The sequence below is a fragment of the Aeoliella mucimassa genome, from assembly GCF_007748035.1.
Taxonomy (GTDB): Bacteria; Planctomycetota; Planctomycetia; order Pirellulales; family Lacipirellulaceae; genus Aeoliella; species Aeoliella mucimassa.
Map to the genome: position 1 here is coordinate 757,920 of NZ_CP036278.1, position 19,099 is coordinate 777,018.

General features: G+C 60.8%; 11 protein-coding genes. 6 read left to right on the forward strand and 5 right to left on the reverse strand.

Annotation, left to right across the window (positions count from 1 at the left end; translation table 11 throughout):
* Window positions 1-366 precede the first annotated feature (366 nt).
* Window positions 367-1,650, forward strand: a complete 1,284-nt coding sequence (locus Pan181_RS03125) for a methyl-accepting chemotaxis protein (RefSeq protein WP_145245441.1) — start codon at window positions 367-369, stop codon at window positions 1,648-1,650.
* Between the two features lie 6 nt (window positions 1,651-1,656).
* On the opposite strand, the gene Pan181_RS03130 is transcribed toward Pan181_RS03125, so the two are convergent.
* On the reverse strand, window positions 1,657-2,412 hold the full coding sequence (locus Pan181_RS03130; RefSeq protein WP_145245442.1) for an MBL fold metallo-hydrolase: 756 nt from the start codon (window positions 2,410-2,412) through the stop codon (window positions 1,657-1,659).
* Window positions 2,413-2,427: 15 nt separating this feature from the next.
* On the opposite strand from Pan181_RS03130, the gene Pan181_RS03135 reads away from it, so the two are divergent.
* The 4 genes from Pan181_RS03135 (at window position 2,428) to Pan181_RS03145 (ending at window position 6,000) form a co-directional block, all read left to right on the forward strand.
* Window positions 2,428-3,492 carry an extracellular solute-binding protein gene (locus Pan181_RS03135; protein WP_197528865.1) on the forward strand — a complete coding sequence of 355 codons (1,065 nt, stop codon included), beginning with the start codon at window positions 2,428-2,430 and terminating at the stop codon, window positions 3,490-3,492.
* 128 nt (window positions 3,493-3,620) lie between these two features.
* Window positions 3,621-4,847 carry a DegT/DnrJ/EryC1/StrS family aminotransferase gene (locus tag Pan181_RS03140; RefSeq protein WP_145245444.1) on the forward strand — a complete coding sequence of 409 codons (1,227 nt, stop codon included), beginning with the start codon at window positions 3,621-3,623 and terminating at the stop codon, window positions 4,845-4,847.
* A gap of 115 nt (window positions 4,848-4,962) precedes the next feature.
* Window positions 4,963-5,139: a hypothetical protein gene (locus Pan181_RS25875; RefSeq protein ID WP_197528866.1), complete on the forward strand. Its 177-nt coding sequence runs from the start codon at window positions 4,963-4,965 to the stop codon at window positions 5,137-5,139.
* 18 nt (window positions 5,140-5,157) lie between these two features.
* Complete coding sequence (locus Pan181_RS03145) at window positions 5,158-6,000, forward strand: FAS1-like dehydratase domain-containing protein (protein ID WP_145245445.1); 843 nt, start codon at window positions 5,158-5,160, stop codon at window positions 5,998-6,000.
* A 31-nt stretch (window positions 6,001-6,031) separates the two neighbouring features.
* Here the strand turns inward: Pan181_RS03145 and Pan181_RS03150 are convergent, their stop codons facing one another.
* Complete coding sequence (locus tag Pan181_RS03150) at window positions 6,032-7,057, reverse strand: metallophosphoesterase family protein (protein WP_145245446.1); 1,026 nt, start codon at window positions 7,055-7,057, stop codon at window positions 6,032-6,034.
* Window positions 7,058-7,278: 221 nt separating this feature from the next.
* Between Pan181_RS03150 and Pan181_RS03155 the strand changes: the two genes are divergently transcribed.
* A complete protein-coding gene (locus tag Pan181_RS03155; protein WP_145245447.1) occupies window positions 7,279-8,022 on the forward strand; it encodes an SDR family oxidoreductase in 744 nt (247 codons plus the stop codon).
* Window positions 8,023-8,901: 879 nt separating this feature from the next.
* Here Pan181_RS03155 and Pan181_RS03160 read toward each other — a convergent pair.
* The 3 genes from Pan181_RS03160 to Pan181_RS03170 all read right to left on the reverse strand — a co-directional run bounded on the left by Pan181_RS03160 (window position 8,902) and on the right by Pan181_RS03170 (window position 18,885).
* The gene (locus Pan181_RS03160) at window positions 8,902-9,846 is read right to left on the reverse strand and encodes a carbon-nitrogen hydrolase family protein (RefSeq protein WP_231943740.1); all 945 of its coding nucleotides are present in this window, start codon (window positions 9,844-9,846) and stop codon (window positions 8,902-8,904) included.
* Window positions 9,847-10,054: 208 nt separating this feature from the next.
* On the reverse strand, window positions 10,055-15,328 hold the full coding sequence (locus Pan181_RS03165; RefSeq protein ID WP_145245449.1) for a protein kinase domain-containing protein: 5,274 nt from the start codon (window positions 15,326-15,328) through the stop codon (window positions 10,055-10,057).
* A gap of 26 nt (window positions 15,329-15,354) precedes the next feature.
* Window positions 15,355-18,885 (reverse strand): PKD domain-containing protein, encoded by a 3,531-nt coding sequence (locus Pan181_RS03170; RefSeq protein WP_145245450.1) that lies wholly within the window; start codon window positions 18,883-18,885, stop codon window positions 15,355-15,357.
* Window positions 18,886-19,099: the final 214 nt, after the last annotated feature.

Below are 19,099 nucleotides of genomic sequence, written 5' to 3' on the forward strand. Positions count from 1 at the left end.
TACCGAATACCGGCAATCAAGGCTACTGATGGTGGTACGATTCGTACAACGTTTGTAACAGCGACTACCCGTGTAACCGGCAACCCCGCGCATCCCAACGGCGATGCCGATAGATTACGCAATCGGCAAAGTTCCCCTATGTCTTTGGTGCTAAATGCTGGAGGTGGTTTTTGCGGGTCGCACCGAAGTGTTTACTCAGGGTTACTCCAGGTAGGTTGCGTGCCGTTTTCGCACACCTACGCGATTTCAAACGTTTTTCTCGTCACTTAGGCATTCCCTGTCCTATGGTTGCTGCGAGTGCGACGGTTGCAATCTCTTATGCGACGCGCACTGGGGTAGGCACTCTTAACTGAATGGAAGTCCAATATGACGGTACTCGACACTCCTCAATTGGCAACCGAACTCAAGAAGATAAAAGCGCAGTATCCGGGCCTGTTGGAAGGCTTCGACGAAGAAGGGCTCCGCAATACGCTGGTTCATGCGGCCGGCGAAAAGCTCTCGAGCGTTGCCGAATCGTCTGCCAGGACCATTGGGCAGCAAATCGCGACTATTCGCAAGAGCGTTGCAGACTTCGATTCGATCATCGAGCGGATGCAGGTGGTCGATCAGAGCGTGAAAGATATCGACAACAGCATCGGTACCGTGGTTCGCGAAGCGAAAGGCAGCTCCGACGAGCTGGAACTGGTCAGCGAACGAATGAAGGTGCTGGAAGAGCACTTCCAGGAAATCGACGGTCTTGTGCGGTCGGTGAACGAAATTGCCGATCAAACGCACTTGCTGTCGCTCAACGCGACCATCGAAGCCGCGCGAGCGGGCGAGGCGGGGCGCGGCTTTGCCGTGGTAGCCAGCGAAGTGAAAGAGCTCGCGAACACCACCAAAGAAACCAACCAGGAAGTGCAAGAAACCCTCGATCGCATCGCCGAAGCGGTGACCACGCTCTCCGAAAGCGTCGAGCAGTCGGTCAAAAAGATGGAGCACTCCATCGCCGCGGTGGAAGTCGCCCGGCAAAGTGCATCGACCATTGGTATCGAAACCTCTCAGTTTGGCCACCGCTTATCGTCTTCGTTGGAGCTGTTCCGCGAACTCGACTGCACCAGCAGTGTGGTGGAGAACGAAGTCAAAGAAATCGACACCATCGGTCGCACGTTCTTCTACTTGATCGAGTTGATGGACAAGACCGTGTTCAAGAACCTGGTCAATCCGCTCGAACGCTTGCTGCCGTTGGTAGAGAAGAGCGAATTCCGCGCTCCCGAGCGGTTCTCTCGCGTCGAGCCGGAGTACGTGCTCAAGTCGGACGACATCCTGATTTCGGCCACCGACACGAAGGGCCGTATCACGTTTGCGAACAACACGTTCTACGAAGTTGCCGAGTACGAACCCGGTACCTTGGTCGGCGAGCCTCACAACGTGATCCGCCATCCCGACATGCCGAAGGCCGCGTTTGCCGACCTATGGGCGGTGATCGAAGCGGGTAACCTATGGCAAGGCTACGTGGCCAACCGCTCGCGACTCGGCCGGCTGTATTGGGTGAAAGCCAACGTGTTCCCCTGCTTCGAAGGCAATAATATCGTCGGCTATATCTCGATCCGCACCAAGCCCGAGCCCGAGATGATCAAGAAAGCAGTCGAGGCCTACCGTCTGGTGGTGTAGGCTTCCTCAAAACTCCTGCACGTCCAAATCTTCCGCGATCGTGATGCTTGCTAGCTGCTTGCGGAACGCGGTGAGGTCAAAGTCTTCCTCTTTGGTCAGCAGCGGGTCGACGTGGGTGATTACGAGCCGGCCGACTTCGGCGGCCTGAGCCACTGCGACAACTTTGTCTAGGCAGCTATGCCCGGTGAGTTCGGCCATTTGGTCGTAGCTAGCGGGGAAGTTCGCCTCGTGTACCAGCAAGTCGGCCCCGCGGATGGTATCGATGTAGTCGGCTTCGTCGCTGGCAGTCGTATCTGTGACGTAGGCTAAAGAGTGCCCTGGCCAGTCGAGCCGCATACCGGTGGAACCGCCTGGGTGCGTTAGTGGGAACGTGGTGAGCGTGCCGGTTTTACCTTCGTTGTTGGCAGGCAGCACGCAGCTTTTGCCGAGTTCCGCAAACTGATACCCTGGAGGCACCGGGAAGATGGCCGGTGCAAACAGATGGTTCCGCACCGCGTCGAGTACCTCGCTGCGGGCGTGGATCGTCACCCGATCGTGAGCTTCCACGCCGAAAGTCTCCACCAAATAAGTCAGCCCGCTGACATGGTCGAGATGGGCATGGCTCAAAAAAATATCCACTCCGTCGGTCGCCAGATAGTCGGCCAGGCGGAATAATCCCGTACCAGCGTCGAGCACCACGCCGACTTCAGGAATAACGAACGACGCGGTTTGACGTCGCGCGTTAGGATGAAAGCCGGTGGTGCCAAGACATACCAATTGCATGCAGGAGAATCTACCATGGCGGTTGCACGATTAGCAAAGGGTGCCAGTTATACGCTACTCGCAGGTGCGATGCTCACCGCCGTAGCGGGCTGCTTTAAAAGCGAGCCGGCGCCGGTTGCGGACACCGGCCAGCAGGTGGTGGTCTACACCGCACTCGACGACATTTTCTCGCACCCGATTCTCGACGAGTACCAGGCCACGACTGGAATCGAGGTGCTTACGAAGACCGATACCGAGTCGACCAAGACCATCGGGCTCACCGAGGCGATCATTGCCGAACGCGAGCGGCCCCGTTGCGATTTGTTCTGGAATAACGAAGTCATGCACACCATGCGCCTGGCGAAGCTCGGCATCCTCGAGCCGGTCGAGGTCGATCAGGCTCAGTTCTATCCCGCGGTCTATCGCAGCAAGCAAGGGTTGTGGGTAGGGTTTGCCGCTCGGGCGCGGGTGCTGATCGTCAACACCAACGTGCTGGCCGAAGCCCGGTACCCCAAGTCGATTAAGGCCATCATCGATCCGCTCTGGCGCGATCGCTGCGGTATCGCCAAACCATTAGCCGGATCGACGGCCACGCACGCGGCTTGCCTGTTCGACGCCTGGGGCGACGAAGAAGCCAAGCGGTTCTTCACCCAGGTGAAAGCCAACGCGCAGATCCTCTCGGGCAATCGCGATGTCGCCCACCGCGTAGCGGCCGGCCAGCTAGCGTTTGGGCTCACCGACACCGACGACGCCATGGTAGAGATCGAAGCCGGGTCGCCGGTCGCCATCGTGTACCCCGACCAACGCGATGGGGAAGTTGGCACTTTGTTCATTCCTAATACCCTCGCTGTGATTAAAGGTTCGGCTCACCCCGAGCAGGCGACCGAGTTGATGAATTACCTGTTACAAACCGATGTCGAGGCCAAACTGGTCGAAGGACCCAGTGCCCAGATTCCGCTGCACAGCGGTTCGAAGGCCGAAGCCCGAGTCGAAACCCCCGCGACCGTTCGAGCGATGGAGGTCGATTTCGAAGCCGCGGCCGACAAATGGGACGAGTCGGCAGCTGCGTTTCTCCGCGATACGTTCATGGCAGCTCAATGAGTGCTAGCATCATTTCCTAGTTTGCGACTGAGTGGCGTTGACCCTCCCCGGCGGAACTCCTAATCTTCGCGCCCACGATCAAGTGGGTCGTAGATTACTTCAACTCTTTCCGCCTTAGGAAGATTCCGATGCCTGCCGCTGCTAGCACGCCCGTCCCCATGTTGGATGTGAACCGTCAGAATGCCCCGCTGCTGGAGGAGATCGACGCCGCGTTGGCCGAGGTCACTCGCAATGGCACGTTTATTAATGGCCCTGCTTGCCGCGATTTCGAGCAAGCCCTGGCCGAATACGTGGGTACCAACCACGCGATTGGCTGTGCTTCGGGCAGCGACGCGTTGTTGCTGCCGCTCATGGCCGAAGGCATCGGCCCTGGCGACGAAGTGCTGCTGCCGAGCTTTACCTTCTTTGCGACCGCCGGTGCGGTGTCGCGAGTCGGTGCGACTCCAGTGTTTGTCGACATCCTGCCCGACTCGTTCAATATCGATCCCGAGGACGCCGCCCGGAAGATCACGCCGGCCACCAAGGCGATTATTCCAGTCCACCTGTTTGGCCAGGCTGCCGACATGGCTGCGCTGATGCAGCTTGCCGACGACCACAATCTGGTGGTCATAGAAGACGCATGCCAGGCGATCGGCTCGTCGGTCGGCGATACCCAAGTCGGTGCGATTGGTCACTACGGTGCCTTTAGCTTCTATCCCACCAAGAACCTGGGTGGGTTCGGCGACGGTGGCATCATCACCATCAACGACGACGAAAAAGCCGAGGTGCTTCGCCGGTTGCGGAACCATGGCCAGCACCCACGCTACTACCACCACCTGATCGGTGCGAACAGCCGGCTCGACGCCATGCAGGCGGCCGTGCTCAACGTGAAGCTTCGCCACCTCGACGACTGGTGTGCTGCCCGCCGGGCGCATGCGGAGCGTTACCTGAGCGAGCTGACCGATCGCCACCTGAGCGACTCGCTGCTGCTGCCGACCGTAGCCGAAGGGGTCGCGACCGTGTGGAACCAGTTCACCGTGCGGGTCACCGGTGGCAAGCGGGACGAACTGCAACAGTCGCTCGCTGCCGACAATGTCGGATCGGCGATCTACTACCCGATTCCGCTGCACCTGCAACCGTGCTTCGCCTCGTTGGGCTATACCAACGGCGATCTGCCGCACACCGAGCTGGCCGCTCTGGAAGTGCTGTCGCTGCCGATGTTCCCCGAAATGACCACCGCCGAGCAGGACCGCGTGGTCGAGTCGATCACGAACTACTGCACCTTGGGTGGTACGCAAAACACGCAGGTTTCGGTGCCGATGACCGCTCCCAACGCCGGGGCGAATGTCGACCTGCCGAGCTCGAAAGCGGGTTAATTCCAGCGGGTTGGCCGAGCGATTGGAATCGGCCCTCCGGTTAAGTACAATAGGGAGCGTGGAACTCACGTCGAGTTTCACGCTCCTTTTTTCTGTATGACGCGACCTTCCGACCATGCTTAATTCTCTGTTCCTGGCGACGACCTCCTCGGCCACCTTTGTGTACCCGCTGCTCGCCGATCTCAAGAACAGCCTTGCCTGGGGGCTGGTGATTCTGGCGATTGTGCTAGGCATGCTAGTTACCTTGCAACCGGTCAAACGCACCAAGGAATTCAAAGGTCGCCAGGATTAGCGAAACCGATTTGCACCCATGAGTGACTACGCCGATTGGATTGGCCGTACGCAAACTGTTGAAGACTCCTTGTGTCCGAACGTGGCTCGCGCCGCGTCGGCTACCTTGCTGAACCGCGACCAACCGTTCGCCGCCGGCGACGCGTTGCCTCGGCTCTGGCATTGGTTCTACTTTCTGGCGACTGCTCCGCAGAACCAGCTTGGCGACGATGGTCATCCGCGCCGCACCGAGGCGAGCTTCATGCCGCCGATTCCGCTTCCGAGGCGCATGTTCGCTGGCGCGCGACTCAAGTTCCATCGCCCGCTGTGCGTGGGGCAGCCAGCCGAGCGCGAAACCACCATCAGCAACATTACCAACAAGTCGGGCAGCAGCGGTCAGCTGGCGTTCATCACCCTCGACCATCGCTTGACCCAAGCCGGCGAGCTGTGCCTCGAAGAACAACAAGACATCGTCTATCGCGAGCAGGGGGCTCCGATCTCGCTGCCGGAGCCTGCAGAGTTGCCTCCGCTCGACTCGGCTGCCTGGTCGCAAACCATCGTGCCCGATACTCGGTTGTTGTTCCGTTACTCGTCGCTGACGTTCAACGCCCATCGCATCCATTACGATCGCAATTACGTGACCAGCGAAGAGGGCTATCCCGCGCTGGTCGTGCATGGGCAGCTCACCGCAACCATGCTGCTTGAGCTGGTGCTGCAGCACGCCGAGCGACCTGTCACCGCGTTCTCGTTCCGTGGCAAAGCCCCACTGTTCGACGGAGCCCCCGTGCGACTGGTCGGAACCGTGAACGACAACGAGGTTGAACTAATCGCCCAAGGCCCCGATGGCCGCACTGCGATGCAGGCGAAAGCCGAGTTGGCGTAGTCGCGCTCGCGCAGCTGCATCTATGCGAGGGCTAACTTCGTTCGATCTTTCGCGGGCTGATGGTTGGCGAAACCTCCTTCGTCAGATCAAGGTCGTTCTGTTCCTTTAAACCCATCTCGTTCGGCGACTTGCCGACCCATTCGCTCTTGCTGCCTTCGAGCGTGATCGTCAGGCTCTCGGGATCGATCACCAGTGTGCTAAAGAGCGCCTCGCGGTAAGGGCAGGTGTACTCGATGTACGGGTGCGACTCGTGCACCTCGGCCGGGTAGCTGGTGTGCTTGTAGTCGCCCCCCATCCAGTAGTACGAAGCCGAGTTCACGTGCAGGTAGCGAACATGCTCGACTTCGCGAATCGCGTCGATGTGCGTGTGCCCGTTGATCGCCAGCAGTACCTTATCGGCCGCTTTGCTCAGCAGTTGCTGCACCTGCTCGGCGTTGTCCACTGCGGCTGGTCCCGCGAGCGGTTGGTGCGATACCACCACGATTGGCCCCGCGAGTTCCTCCAGCTGTTTTTCGAGCCAGGCGAGTTGCTCCTCGCCGATGTACGAGGGGTATCCTCCTTTGTAAGTCGGCGAGCCGGAGTCGTTACCGTCGAGCACGATCAGCTGCACGCCGGCCACGTCGGTCGTGTAGTACCGCGATGGCATGCCCCACACTTCCAGGCACTCCGCTTTGGTATGGCCCGAGTCGGTGTCGTGGTTGCCAATCACATGCAGCGGCTTCTTGTGCGAGCCGTTAAACCGGTCGATCACCTCGCGGTTCTTCTCGGCCGGGTAGGCGAAGTCGCCGAGTTGCAGCACCGCGTCGAGCGTTTGCTTTTGCATCGCATTGGCGAACGCGCTGATCCGCTGCACTCCGTCGTGCATGACGTCTTGATGCAGGTCGGCAATCATGCCGATGCGCACCGGGCGGTCGAGCTTCTGCAGGGCTGCGTGCGATCGGGCAGCCAAGGCCAGTGCCAGCAGCGGAACGCTTGCCGTCCCCAGCTTTAACGCTTCTCGACGGGTGAGTGATTCTGGTTTCGCTGCCGAAGTGATCGCCTGGTCGGTAGGGAGCATCGCTTTTCTCCTAAGTAGATTGGTGCCCGATGTCTGCTGTTCTAACACGAGCTGCAATGGGGTGCTACTTTCTTAACCGGAACTTGATTTATGAAGGTTTTGTGAGTCATCGTACGTCCCCGCTTCGCAGCCGGCCCTGCCCGCACACCAGGCGAACCGGCTACAATAGTGGACCTATCGAGTAGCCGATTGCCCCCCATACCTGCTGTAGGAGTTCGACGATGCCATTCGCTGTTAAAGACAAAGTTGCTCTGGTCACTGGTGCCAATCGTGGTATCGGCCGCACGATTGTCGACACGCTGATTGCTGCTGGTGTGAAAAAAGTGTACGCGGCAGTTCGCAAGCCCGACGCGGCCGATCCGCTGGTCGACGCTTATGGTCGCAAGATCGCCCCATTGCGAATCGATCTCGACGATCCCGCGACCATCGTCAGCGCGGCCGAAACTGCTAGCGATGTCGAGCTGGTGATCAACAACGCTGGCGTTTTGCGACAGGCGTCCGCCCTGGCCGACGATGCGGTCGAGCAACTGCAATACGAAATGAACGTGAATGTCTATGGTCTGATGCGCATGGCCCATGCGTTTGCTCCGGTGCTCAAAGCCAATGGCGGCGGTGCCTTGGTGCAGGTGAACTCGGTCGCGTCGCTGCGGTCGTTCCCTCCGTTCGCCACCTACTGTGCGTCGAAGGCCGCGTCGTACTCCATCACCCAGGCGCTGCAGGTGCAACTGGCCGAGCAGGGGACCCAGGTGCTGAGCGTGCACCCTGGCCCGATCGCGACCGACATGGCCGACGATGCCGGGCTGCAGGACATGGCCGAACCCCCCACGTTGGTGTCCGAGGGAATCGTCGCCGCCCTGGCAGCTGGCGACTACCACTTGTTCCCCGACACGATGGCCAAGCAGCTGTGGAGCGAGTACGAGAGCTTCGCCAAAAACGTGGTCGAAGCCCGCGGCAGCGAAGGCTAAAGCCATCCGCCGGAACGATCGCGCGGTCGCCGCCCGAATCGCCGGGAAACCATAGTTTCCCACTGCTGTGCAAATAGATTCCCAATTTACCCACCGATGGGAAAATTGAATCTGCACGCACTCTACAAAACCAGTGGTTTTCGCACTGGAATAGATTCCCATTCCCAATAACGCATCGAGTGGGAATCTATTTTCCCGCTGCGCACTTATCGCAAGTCGTTGATAGGTAACAAGTTGCATCAACACCTCCGCGGAAAGTGCCCAAGAATAGATTCCCATGGGTGGGAAACTATTCTTGGTTGGGAGTTGGATGTTGGGAGTTGGATGGAGAAATGTCATCTTGAAGGAGCTTCGAGCGACTGAAAGATCTAGCCTATCGCTTACAGCCTAAAGCCTACAGCTTTGACAACCGCGCAGCAGCGAACACCCACACAAGCGGCATCGCGGTCAGAGACCGCTCCTACAGCGCGCTTGCCTGGTGAATGGCCTTACTGGTTTTCATGTTCACTCGGTTACATCTTTCCATCCTCCAACAACGGACCACAGACGACAAACAACGGACAACACTTCACCTATCCATTAGAACACCTAAGGTGGCCAATTCCTAGCGAAAACTGCCGTATCCGAAAGAAATCGTTTAGCCCTCGAATTTACCCTTGTATCTTCCCTCAGAGGTTACTGTAGTCGAAAATAGGATTTAAGCTGCTTCACTGAGTGAGCGTAGCGAACGAAGAGGAGCACCCAGCGGGATCACGAGGGAGTCATTCATGGGGGAGGCTGGATAGCCGGGCGTGTATGGCGTTGAAAGCAGAGGAGTTCGAAGACGAATCCGGAAGTGGTTGGGAGTTACTCGATTGGGTCGTCTCCGCTCTGAATTACCTACGGTTCGCAAGTCGGATCAAGCTGTCGAGGGTGGGAGCTTGGCGTGCCGTTGGTGAAACGCTCGTCGTCACGGGGAAGCATGGGTTGGAAGTTGTGATACCAGCCGCCTTCAGACAGCCCGTCCGGGAATTCGTGTACCAGCATGCCGGGTTTATTCTGTTCAAGCTGACCCGTAATCGTGGAATCGGGGCGGGCAACGAAGCTCGCCCAATGGGAGTACGGCGCCGAGGAGTTATTGGCAACCGCCCACATGCGATAGTCTGAGCATCGCGTCGGAACCTGGCGAATTACCAGGTCGTCGAGGCAATTCGGCCCGCCGCTGCGTGCATTATGGAACGAGTGCAGCATTACGGTTACGCCTTGTTGGTGGTAGGCGGCGTAGATCTGCGGCCAGCAGCCGTCGTAGCAAATGGCCAGTCCGACCTTTACGCCGTTGATTGTTCGCGTGACCAGACGATTGCCGGCAGTATAAGAGTCCTGATCGCGACCGGTGCACATTGACTTGTCGTAGCGATCAACAATCTCGCCTTGGGGATTGATCAGGTACAGACAATTCGTGGGCTTGGTCTCCGCATCGAGGTAGTGTGCCGAACCGAGAACTATCCAGAGACCGAGTTCCTTGGACAGATTGCGAATCTTCCGAGTCTCTTCACGAAGCGTTGTCCAATCGAAGTCTTGAAAATCGCGAAAATCGACACCCGCGTAGCCGGACAACGAAGCCTCGGACGTGTGCAACAGGTGGGCGTCGGCCTCTTTGGCTTGCCGCATATACCTACGGATCCACTCTCCATTGCTGGCAATGTCGGAACCAACGGGAAACTGGCAACTTGCCACTCGCAGTGTTTCGATCGGCGAAGCTGCTCGTTCGGCGTCGGAGGCATCGCTAGACGGCTCTGCTGCCAACACTGGGGACGCCAATGCAATCACGAGTACGATGGACAACGACGCAGAAACTTGACTGAGAAAGACTCGCACATTCTTCATGAAGTTGCCTTGAAGTTGCAGTTGACCAGAGAGCGGATGAGAGCTGCTCCCCACTATGGTTTAGGACGCCAAGTGAATCAACTATGCGAATTTGCGCAAACTCCATGACAACGGGGGATTCGCACCTAATAGATTCCCATTTTTCAATAACACATCGAGTGGAAAACTACTCCTTCCACTCCACCGCCGGCCATAGGATGGCGGTGCCGTCGCGGCTGGCGGTCAGGGCGGTTTGGCCGTCGGTGGAGAAATCGACCGACGTGATGTCTTGCGTGTGCCCGGTGAGGGTGAGGATCTCGTTGCCGTTGGATGCGTCCCACAGTTTGGCCGTGGTGTCTTGGCTGCCGGTCAGGACGCGCGCGGCGTCGGGCGTGAAGGCGACGCTGGTCACGGCCGAGGTGTGGCCCGATATCGTGGCCAGCAGCTCGCCGGTCGCGGTGTTCCAGACCTTGGCGGTGTTGTCCTGGCTGCCGGTGACTACCTGTGAGCCATCGCGCGAGAACTCCCCGCACAGCACGCCCCACGCATGGCCTTCGAGCGTGCGAATCACCTGGGCGGTTTTCACGTCCCACAGCTTCGCCGTGTGGTCGCTGCTGGTGGTGAGCAGGTGAGTGCCGTCGGACGAGAATCGCACCGAGTGCACGCTGACGGTGTGCGCGGCGAGCGGTTCGCCGACCGTTTGGCAAGTCTTTACCTCCCACAGTCGCACGGTGCCATCGTCGCTGGCCGTGGCGATTAGCTCGCCATTCGGCGAGAAGTCGAGGCTGTTGATGTAGCCTTGGTGACCACCGACGAGTTGGCCGATCATCTGTTGCGATTCGCTATCCCACAGCTTGGCGGTGCCATCCCAGCTGCCAGTGGCGACGATCTTGCCATTGGGCGACATGCCAACCGCGGCGACCGCGCCGTGAGGGCTGAATCGCACGCCCCAGGTGCCGGTCGCGAGATCCATTAGCCGGGCGTCGTTGCCACCGATGGTGAGCACGCGTTGGCCGTCGGGCGTGTAGATGGCGGTCCACAGGGTGCCTGCGGTTTGATTGGTCACGAGCGGCGGTAGTTGGTCGAGGTCGACCTGGGGAGCATCGGCAGGTTGCCATCGCCAGACCTTGCTATTGCCAGCCGAGGTAACCAGCACCGCGGAGCCATCGGGAGCAAAGTCGACTCCGGTCGCCTTGCCGGCGCCGAGCGTCGCTTGGGCGACAACTTGGTGCGACACCAGATCCCATAAACGGACGATGCCATCTTCGCAGGCGGTTACCAGCTGGGTGCCGTCGTCCGACAGGTCCATCGCGGCGACCCAGTTGGGGTGCTTGAGTAGCGACTCGGTGGCCTCGCTGGCGGTGGAAACTTGCCAGCGGGTGCAGGTGTTGTCGCCGCTGGCGGAGTAGAGCGAGTTGGCATCGGCCGGAGCGAACGCGAGCGCGGTAATCGTGCGGCTATGCCCGGTGAGTTCGGCTAGCGTGTCGGCCCCTGTGTCGGTGGTTTGCCATACGAGGATGGTGCCGCGGTCGTCGCCGGTGGCAAACGTGGTGCCATCGTCGGCAAAGGCAGCCGAAGTGACTTCCGACGCGTGCCCGGTAAGTTCGGCCAGTAGCTGGCCGGTCGCGAGATCCCAGAGTCGAGCGGTAGTGCCGGTGCCGCCGGTTACCAGGTAGCGGCCTTCAGTGTCGGCAGCGATCACCCCCACGCGCCCGGTGCCGCGCATCACCTGTAGTTCGGCCCCGGTGCCGACATTCCACACGCGAGCGGTGTTGTCGCCGGCGCCGGTGATGAGTTGCTGCCCCGCGTCGATGAACACCGCGCTAGTGGCGAGGAACTCGTGCCCTTGGGCGAAGCGAGCGACTGGCGAGCCGTTCGGGCTCCACACTTTTGCAGTACGATCGCGGCTAGCGGTGAGCACCTGGTCGTCGCTCGTAAAGCGGGCTGCCAGCACTGCATCGGCATGACCGGCCAGGGTGCGACTGCCGAGCACATGCGACTCGGCGTAGCCGGCGACGTTCCACACGCGGATCGTCGAGTCCTGACTGGCTGACGCTGCGTGGCTGCCATCGGGGGCCATGGCGACCGACTCCACTCGGCTACCATGTCCGCGCAAGGTTTTGATTTCGCTCGCGGTCGCCAGGCTCCAAAGTCGCAGCGTGTTGTCGTGCCCGCCCGAGAGTACGACCGACGGATCGGCCGGATCGAACACCACGCTGCGGACCGCGCCGGTATGGCCTTCGAGTACGATGGCCGGCGAGGCTACTTGGCGACCGTCGGATAGTCGCGTGGCCAACTCGAGCCCGCCAACCTGGTCGGGGCTCCAGACTCGCACGCGTTTGTCGTAGCCACCGGTCGCGATGCGATCGCCAGTTGGCGAGAACGCGGCCGCGTACACAGGGCCTTCGTGATCGGTAAAGTAGGCGGCCGGCGAGTAGCTGCCGTCGCTCTGCCGTTGCCAGACGATCACGTTGCTATCCTGACTGGCGGTGACAATCTGCTGACCATTGGGCGAGAACTGCGCGGCCCACACCCACCAGTTGTGCCCTACGAGCGTCGCGGTCGACTCGCCGGTCGCAAGGTCCCACACGCGGGCGGTGTTGTCGTACGACGCACTCACCAGTTGCTTGCCATCGGTCGAGAACGCGACGTCGAGCACTCCATCGGCGTGGCCAGTGAGCGTGGCTTGCTCGCTGCCGTCGCTGGCGTTCAGCCGATGAATGATGCCATCGCTGGTACCGGCGGCCAGGGTCTCGCCATCGGGCGAGAAGGCCACGCTGTAGACGTACTGACCAAGCGGCGCGGTGAACAACACCTCGCCGGAGTCGGCGTGACGCACGGTAAGGTTGCCGCTGCGGTCGCCGCTGGCGATCCACTTGCCATCCGGTGAGTAGGCCACTGCGTCGACTTGTGCAGGACTCGAGTAGACCGCTTCGCTGAGTTCGCACAGGTAACGCAGGCGTCCCCATTCCCAGTGCCGACGCGCCGGCGGGGTGGCGGTAAGTAGCTCGAGGGCAAAGTCGTAGGCGTTTTCGTCGATCTTCGCCGCTGCCAGGCCGATGCTGGCGATGTAGGCTTCGTATTCCTCGCTGTCGCGGGCTTCCACGGCTTCGATCTTAGCGGCCACCGCAGCGCGTTCGTTGTCCTCGGCTTTCATGCGATTCTTCTCGGCGATGTCTCGCAGGCGATCGGCCTCTTTTTGCAGGCGTTCGGCTTCGTCGCGTTCGGACTCGGCAATGTCTTTCTGTCGCTTCGCTTCCTTGGCGTTCTTGATAGCGGTCGCTTCGTTCTTGGCCGCCAACTCGGCGTTGGCCACCGCAATGCCTTCCTGCTCCTTGGCCTTGTCGCGTTGGTTGCTGATCTCCACGTTCGAGGCGGCGATCTTGATGTACGAGTAGGTGCCGAGGGCGACGATTGCTACCACCAGGGCCGCTACCGCTCGCTTGGTCCAGGCGAACATCGCTTGACGGGCGGTGCGGTCGCGCTGGGCCTGACGAATCTGGGCCAGCAGTTCGGTGTGAGCTGGCTCGCTTTCATTGAGTAGCGACTCGGCGAGGTCGAGGTCGCCCCCTTCGAGCGCCTGAGTAGCGTAGGCCAGTTCGGTTTCGGTGAGCAGTTGCCGCGCCTTGGCATTCTCTTGCCAGAGGGCCAGCGACTCCTGAAAGCCATACATCGCGCGGGCGAACAACTGGTAGTCGTGCTTTTCGCGGGCTTCGCTGAGATGACGCTCGGCATTGGCGGCCAGCACCAGACTCTCGGAGTGTGACAAGTACAGCCGCACCGCAGTCTGGAAGTCTTTGACCGACTGGTATCGCTCCGCTTGCTTGGTCTTCATCGAGCGAAGTGCGACGTCGAGCAATTCGCCTTGGTAGTGGATCGGATCGATCACGTTTTCGGCCGCGGCCATCAGGCACTGCATGACGTCGCGCCCGGAGTGGGGAGGGCGGTCGCCGATGAGTTCGTAGAGCATCGCGCCGAGCAGGTAGATGTCGCTCGTGTGGTCGACTTCCTCGATCGGCCCGCGAGCCATTTCCGGGGCCATGTAAGCGGGGGTGCCGCCGAGCGATTCGGATTGATGGATCGAACTGGCGTTGGGGAACTGCTGGGTCACTCGGGCGAGGCCCCAGTCCATCACCAGCACTTCGCCGAATTCGCCGAGCATCACGTTTTCGGGCTTCAGGTCGCGGTGCACCACTCCGCGGGCGTGGGCAAACGCCACCGCGTCGGCCACGCGGAGCAGGATGTTCAGATTCTCGTCGAGCGTCTTCTTGGCGAGCACGTCCTCCCACGGCGTGCCCTGCACGTGCTTCATCGAGTAGAACAGCGCCCCGTCGTCGTTCGAGCCGAGATCGTAAATCGGCACGATGTTCGGGTGGTCGAGTTCGCCGGTTACCACCGCTTCGCTAATGAACTTGTCGCGCTGCTCCGCGCCCGACTTCGCGCCTGGCTTGAGCATCTTGACCGCTACTTTGCGAGCGATCGACGATTGCCGCGCCGCGTAGACGACGCCCATACCGCCTTCGCCGATTTGCTTGAGCAATTCGTAGTCGGGCGCGTCGCTGGGGCTGATATAAGTAACGGTCCCTTTGTTCGCTGGCGTGCCAAACCGACGCGGCTTCACCGGCAGTGTCGACTTCTGTTTGGCAATGGTCGCGGTGCCACCCTCCTGGCGGATGGTCTGGCCAGCCGAGGCGTTGAGGTTGAGCGTGCCCATCCACTGGCTGCTCATTTTCGCGGCCAGCTCCGGATCGCTACTCGACAGATCGATGGTCTTGTCGGAGTCGAAATCGACGGTGCCGCGATCTTCGCGAACGGGCTTGGGGGGGACCACGGTGGAATTGCCAACGCCGCTCGAGGGTAGCTCGATGGTGGAGTCGGCGTCGAAGTCGACTGTTCCATGATCGTCGGAGGTTGCTCGATTGCCCGCGGGGGCGTGATCGGCAACGGTCCCGCGGTCGTCCTTCTTTGGTGGCTCCGGCGCGTCGTGCGGCTCGTCTTCGAGTACGTCGAACTCGTCGGTATCCTCGTCCGAGTCCTCCGAGTCGTCACCGCCAGCGATGGTCAGCTCGACCTCTTCGGAGTCGTCGATCACGATCTCGTCGATGGTTTGATCGCCTGCGTAGGTGCGTTGCGAGGCCGAGAACTCGAGGGTGCTGGAGTTCTCGTCTTCCGGTGGTTTCGTATCGGGGTGAGTCGACTTGGGATCGATCTCCACGGTCTGATCGAATGGCAGCGTCGCATCGTCGTCGTCCGACAAATCGAGGTCGTCGAGCACGTGCCCGCCGGAGTCGCTGTGGTCCTTATCGTCTGCCGGAAGGGGGCGATTAGGGATCAGCTCGTACGTCTGGCGACCGGCCAGCCCTTCGTCCATTGTCGAAAACGGCGCACCGCAATGGGGGCACTTGTCGCCCGGCATCGGGGCGTTGGCAAGCGTCGCGCGGCAATGAGGACAGATGGGCATAGGAGGAGTAGGGGACGAGTAGGAAACTAACGTGGACGCCGGCGGCGCAGGTTCTGCCAACGACGTTTGTCGGCTTTTGCGAACGCCTGGTCAAGTCGTACCGCCCAGTCGGTTTTCGGATCGAGCACTGCTGCAGCGGCCGCTACCGCGGTAACCGCAGCTGCTCGGCGGCCGAGGTGGTTGCTCGTGGGAATCGCGCTCGAGTCGTCGATGCCCGGAGTCGGCAGCGTTTCTTCCCCCGCTGGCACCACAGCAGGTGCGTCTGCCGGCGCGGCTTGTTTGTCCGCGGGGGCTGCCTGGTCGATCGGCACCGCTGGCGATTGTTCCGCGGGTTGCTCGATGGGGGGACGGTCGCGAGTTCCGTCCGACGCGTCGTCGGGATCGATCGGATGATGATCGCGAACCACCACGTCGAGCACCAGTCGCGGCGTTTGATTCTCGCTGCGAACCAGATAAATGCGATAGTGATTGTCGGGCAACTTGGCAAACAGCGCGGGCAGGTCGTCCATCGCCCCGTCCGGCAGGCGGATGCCTTCGAGCATCGCGCCGTCGGGCAGCACCACATGCAAGCGGAAGTACCGCTCGCTGGTGGCCGACACGTCGCCGCCTCGCGAGCCAACGTCGCGGGTTTCGGACTGTTGCACGTAGTTCGAAGTGGTTTGCGGAGGAATCACCACTTCGTTCGTGCGGGCGAACTCCACCACCGGGAAATCGGGCGACAGGTCGATGGCGAACTTCGCATCGTCGGTGCCGGGCTGGCCGATCAGCACGGTCTCGATATTGCTCTGCCCCACGTTCACGGTAATCGCGCTGGTCGCGTAGTCGTCGTCGCGAATCACCACGTTGATCGGCACGTCGGCCGAAATGTTCGCCGGGTTCGGAGGCCCCGTGTAGTGGTACCAGATGACGAACGTCCCGGGCGTCGGCCCAGCGTACACTGCTTCGACCACCCAGCGATCCGAGAGCGGCAAGTCTTGGTTTTCGCCCCAGGCGACGAGCACTTCGAACTCGTCGGCACCTGGGTCGGTGAACGACAGGGTGAGCTGAGTGTTGCCGCCGCTGTCGATGTCGGTTGCAAAAATCGGGTTGAGCGTAGGAGCGACGTTCATCACCGTGATGTCGAACGACTGGGTGTGGCTGCCGCCATCGTCGTCGCTGAGCGTCACCGTGATGGTATAGGTGTTGTCGACGTCGTTGTCGGCATACAGATGGCTACCGGTTAGGGTGCCGGAGGTCGGCGTGCCTTGCGAGCCATCGACCACGGTCGCGGGTAGCTGCCCGGTTTCGACCACAGTGCCGTCGCCCCAATCGATGGTGTAGCTGAACGACTCGCTGGTCGGACCATTGGGGTTCAGCAGATTGCTGTAACCAGGGTCGGTGAACGAGCCGAGCATCGGAAGGTTGAGCGTGTCCCCTTCGTTGATGGTGAACGACTCGTCGGTCAACGTGAGGGTTGGCGCGACGTTGTTGACTTCGATCGTAAACGACTGGCTGGTGGTGCCGCCGTCGTCGTCGGCGAACTCGACCGTGACCGTGTAGGTGCCATTGTCGGCATACGCATGCGCGGCATGGGCGAAGCTGGCGGTGGTTGCTACTCCTGGCGATCCACTCACGCGATCGATGATGTCGACCACCGAGGTCACGGTTCCATCGCCCCAGTCGATTTGCGACGCGGTGAACGTCTCCTCGGAGAACGGGAAGAAGGGATCCTCGCCGGTGCTGCCGATCGTGGTGTACTGGTGATCGAAGCCAGGATCGGTAATGCCGATGCCGAGGTCGTCGAGCGTGAATGCCTGCCCTTCGTCGACTACCAAGGTACTGTCGGCCCCGGTGAGCTGCGGGGCGACGTTGTTCACGGTGACCGTGAAGCTGGCGGTCGCAAAGCCGAGGTTGTCGTCGGCCACCACTACGGTGACTGTGTACACCCCGTTGTCAGCATACGTGTGCGAGCCATCAAACGACGCCTGCGTGGCGACGCCGGGGCTGCCGACCTGGTCGATCGTGGCCGTGGGGCCGAACTCCAGGTTCGGAGTATCGCCCCACGAGATGAAGTAGGTGAACGTTTCCTGAGTGCCGAGCGCGGTGTTGTCGAAACCGGGGTCGGTGATGATGCCGAGGTTGGTGAGCGACAGCAGCGAGCCTTCGTCGATCACCTGGTCGTCGACTACGCTCAGCGTGGGAGCGACGTTTGCGACCGCAACTTTGAAGTGACCCGTGTCGCTGCGGCCATCGCCATCGCTCACGGTTACCGTGACCGTGTAGTTTCCATTGTCGGCGTAGGTGTGTGTGCCATCGAGCGAAGCGAGCGTCGGGGTGCCGAGGGGGCCGAGCTGATCGATGGTCGCGATGCCGGAGTCGATCGAGGTGCCATCGCCCCAGTCGATAGTGTAGGTGAGCTGATCACCGCGGTCTGGCAAGTAAACCAGGTCGCTTACTTCGCCGAGGTTGGTGATGGTAAACGTTTGCCCTTCGTCGACCGATTGATTGCCGACGACCGTGAGCACCGGGTCGGCGTCGATCACTTGCACGTCGAACGTGCCTTGAGCGGTGCCGCCGTCGTCGTCGGTAACGGTCAGCGTGACTGTGTAGGTGCCATCGACCTCGTAGGTGTGCGTGCCATCGAGCGAAGCGAGCGTCAGGGTGCCGGGCGAGCCGATTTGGTCGATGGTTGCAGTGCCGATGTCGGCCGCAGTGCCATCGCCCCAGTCGATGCTGTAGCTAAAGGTCTCGTCGGTTCCGTTGGCCAGGTTCTGGAAGCCTTGGTCGACGATCGAACCAAGGTTGTCGATCGAAAGCTCTACGCCTTCATACGCGGTTTGATCGCCGACGACGCCGAGCGTTGGCTTCACGTTGTTCACGGTGACTTCGAGCGTAGCGACGCCGCTGACGCCGCCATCGTCGTCGGTCACGGTGAGTGAAACCGTGTAGGTGCCGTTGTCGGCATAGATGTGCACCCCGCTAAACGAGGCTTCCGTCACGTGACCAGGCGAGCCGATTTGATCGAGCGTTGCATGGCCGGTGTTGGGGGTGGTTGAGTCGCCCCAATCGATGCTGTAGGTGAATGTTTCGTTGGTGCCAGTCGCAACGCTGCGGAAACCGGGATCGATGATCGAACCAATGTCGCCAAATACCAGCAGGCCACCTTCGTCGACCGTGACGTTGCCCGCAGGCGTCACCGTGGGGGCGATGTTGACCACGCTCAGGTTCGTCGCGCTGCTGAAGTGCTCGCCGTAGCTGTCGGTGATCTGCAGAGAGATGCTGTAGTCGCCATTGTCGGCCGGGGTGAACTCGAACAGGCTGCTGTTACTGGTTTCGATCACTACCGCGTCGACGGTCACGGTCCAGTCGAACTGCGGATTGGCGATCTCGCCGGCGTCGACCGATACGGTGACCGTGTCCCCTTCGGCCGTGGGGGTGGGGGTAACCAGAATCGCGGGTCCGCTCGCGTCGAGCACCCGACGTTGTTCGAGCGCCCGTACTTCCAGGTCAGCAGACTCTCGGCGCACACCCTCGCGCGACGTAGCACTCCGTCGATCAAACCAAGGGCGGCGTCTCATCACAGCGATTGCTTTCTCAAAGAACGAACAGTCTCAGACAACTTGCTAGCATTCGTAACTGCAAGCCCAGGCATGCATCGGGGGTGGGCTCCGCCGGGTGGGCGGTTAAATTGGGCAGGCAGCGACAAGGTGGGTAGGTAGGTACCGACCTCCATTATCACGAGCGATGGCTTCGACTGCAAACTTTTGGTGCCCGAGTTTCTCGTAAAAAATC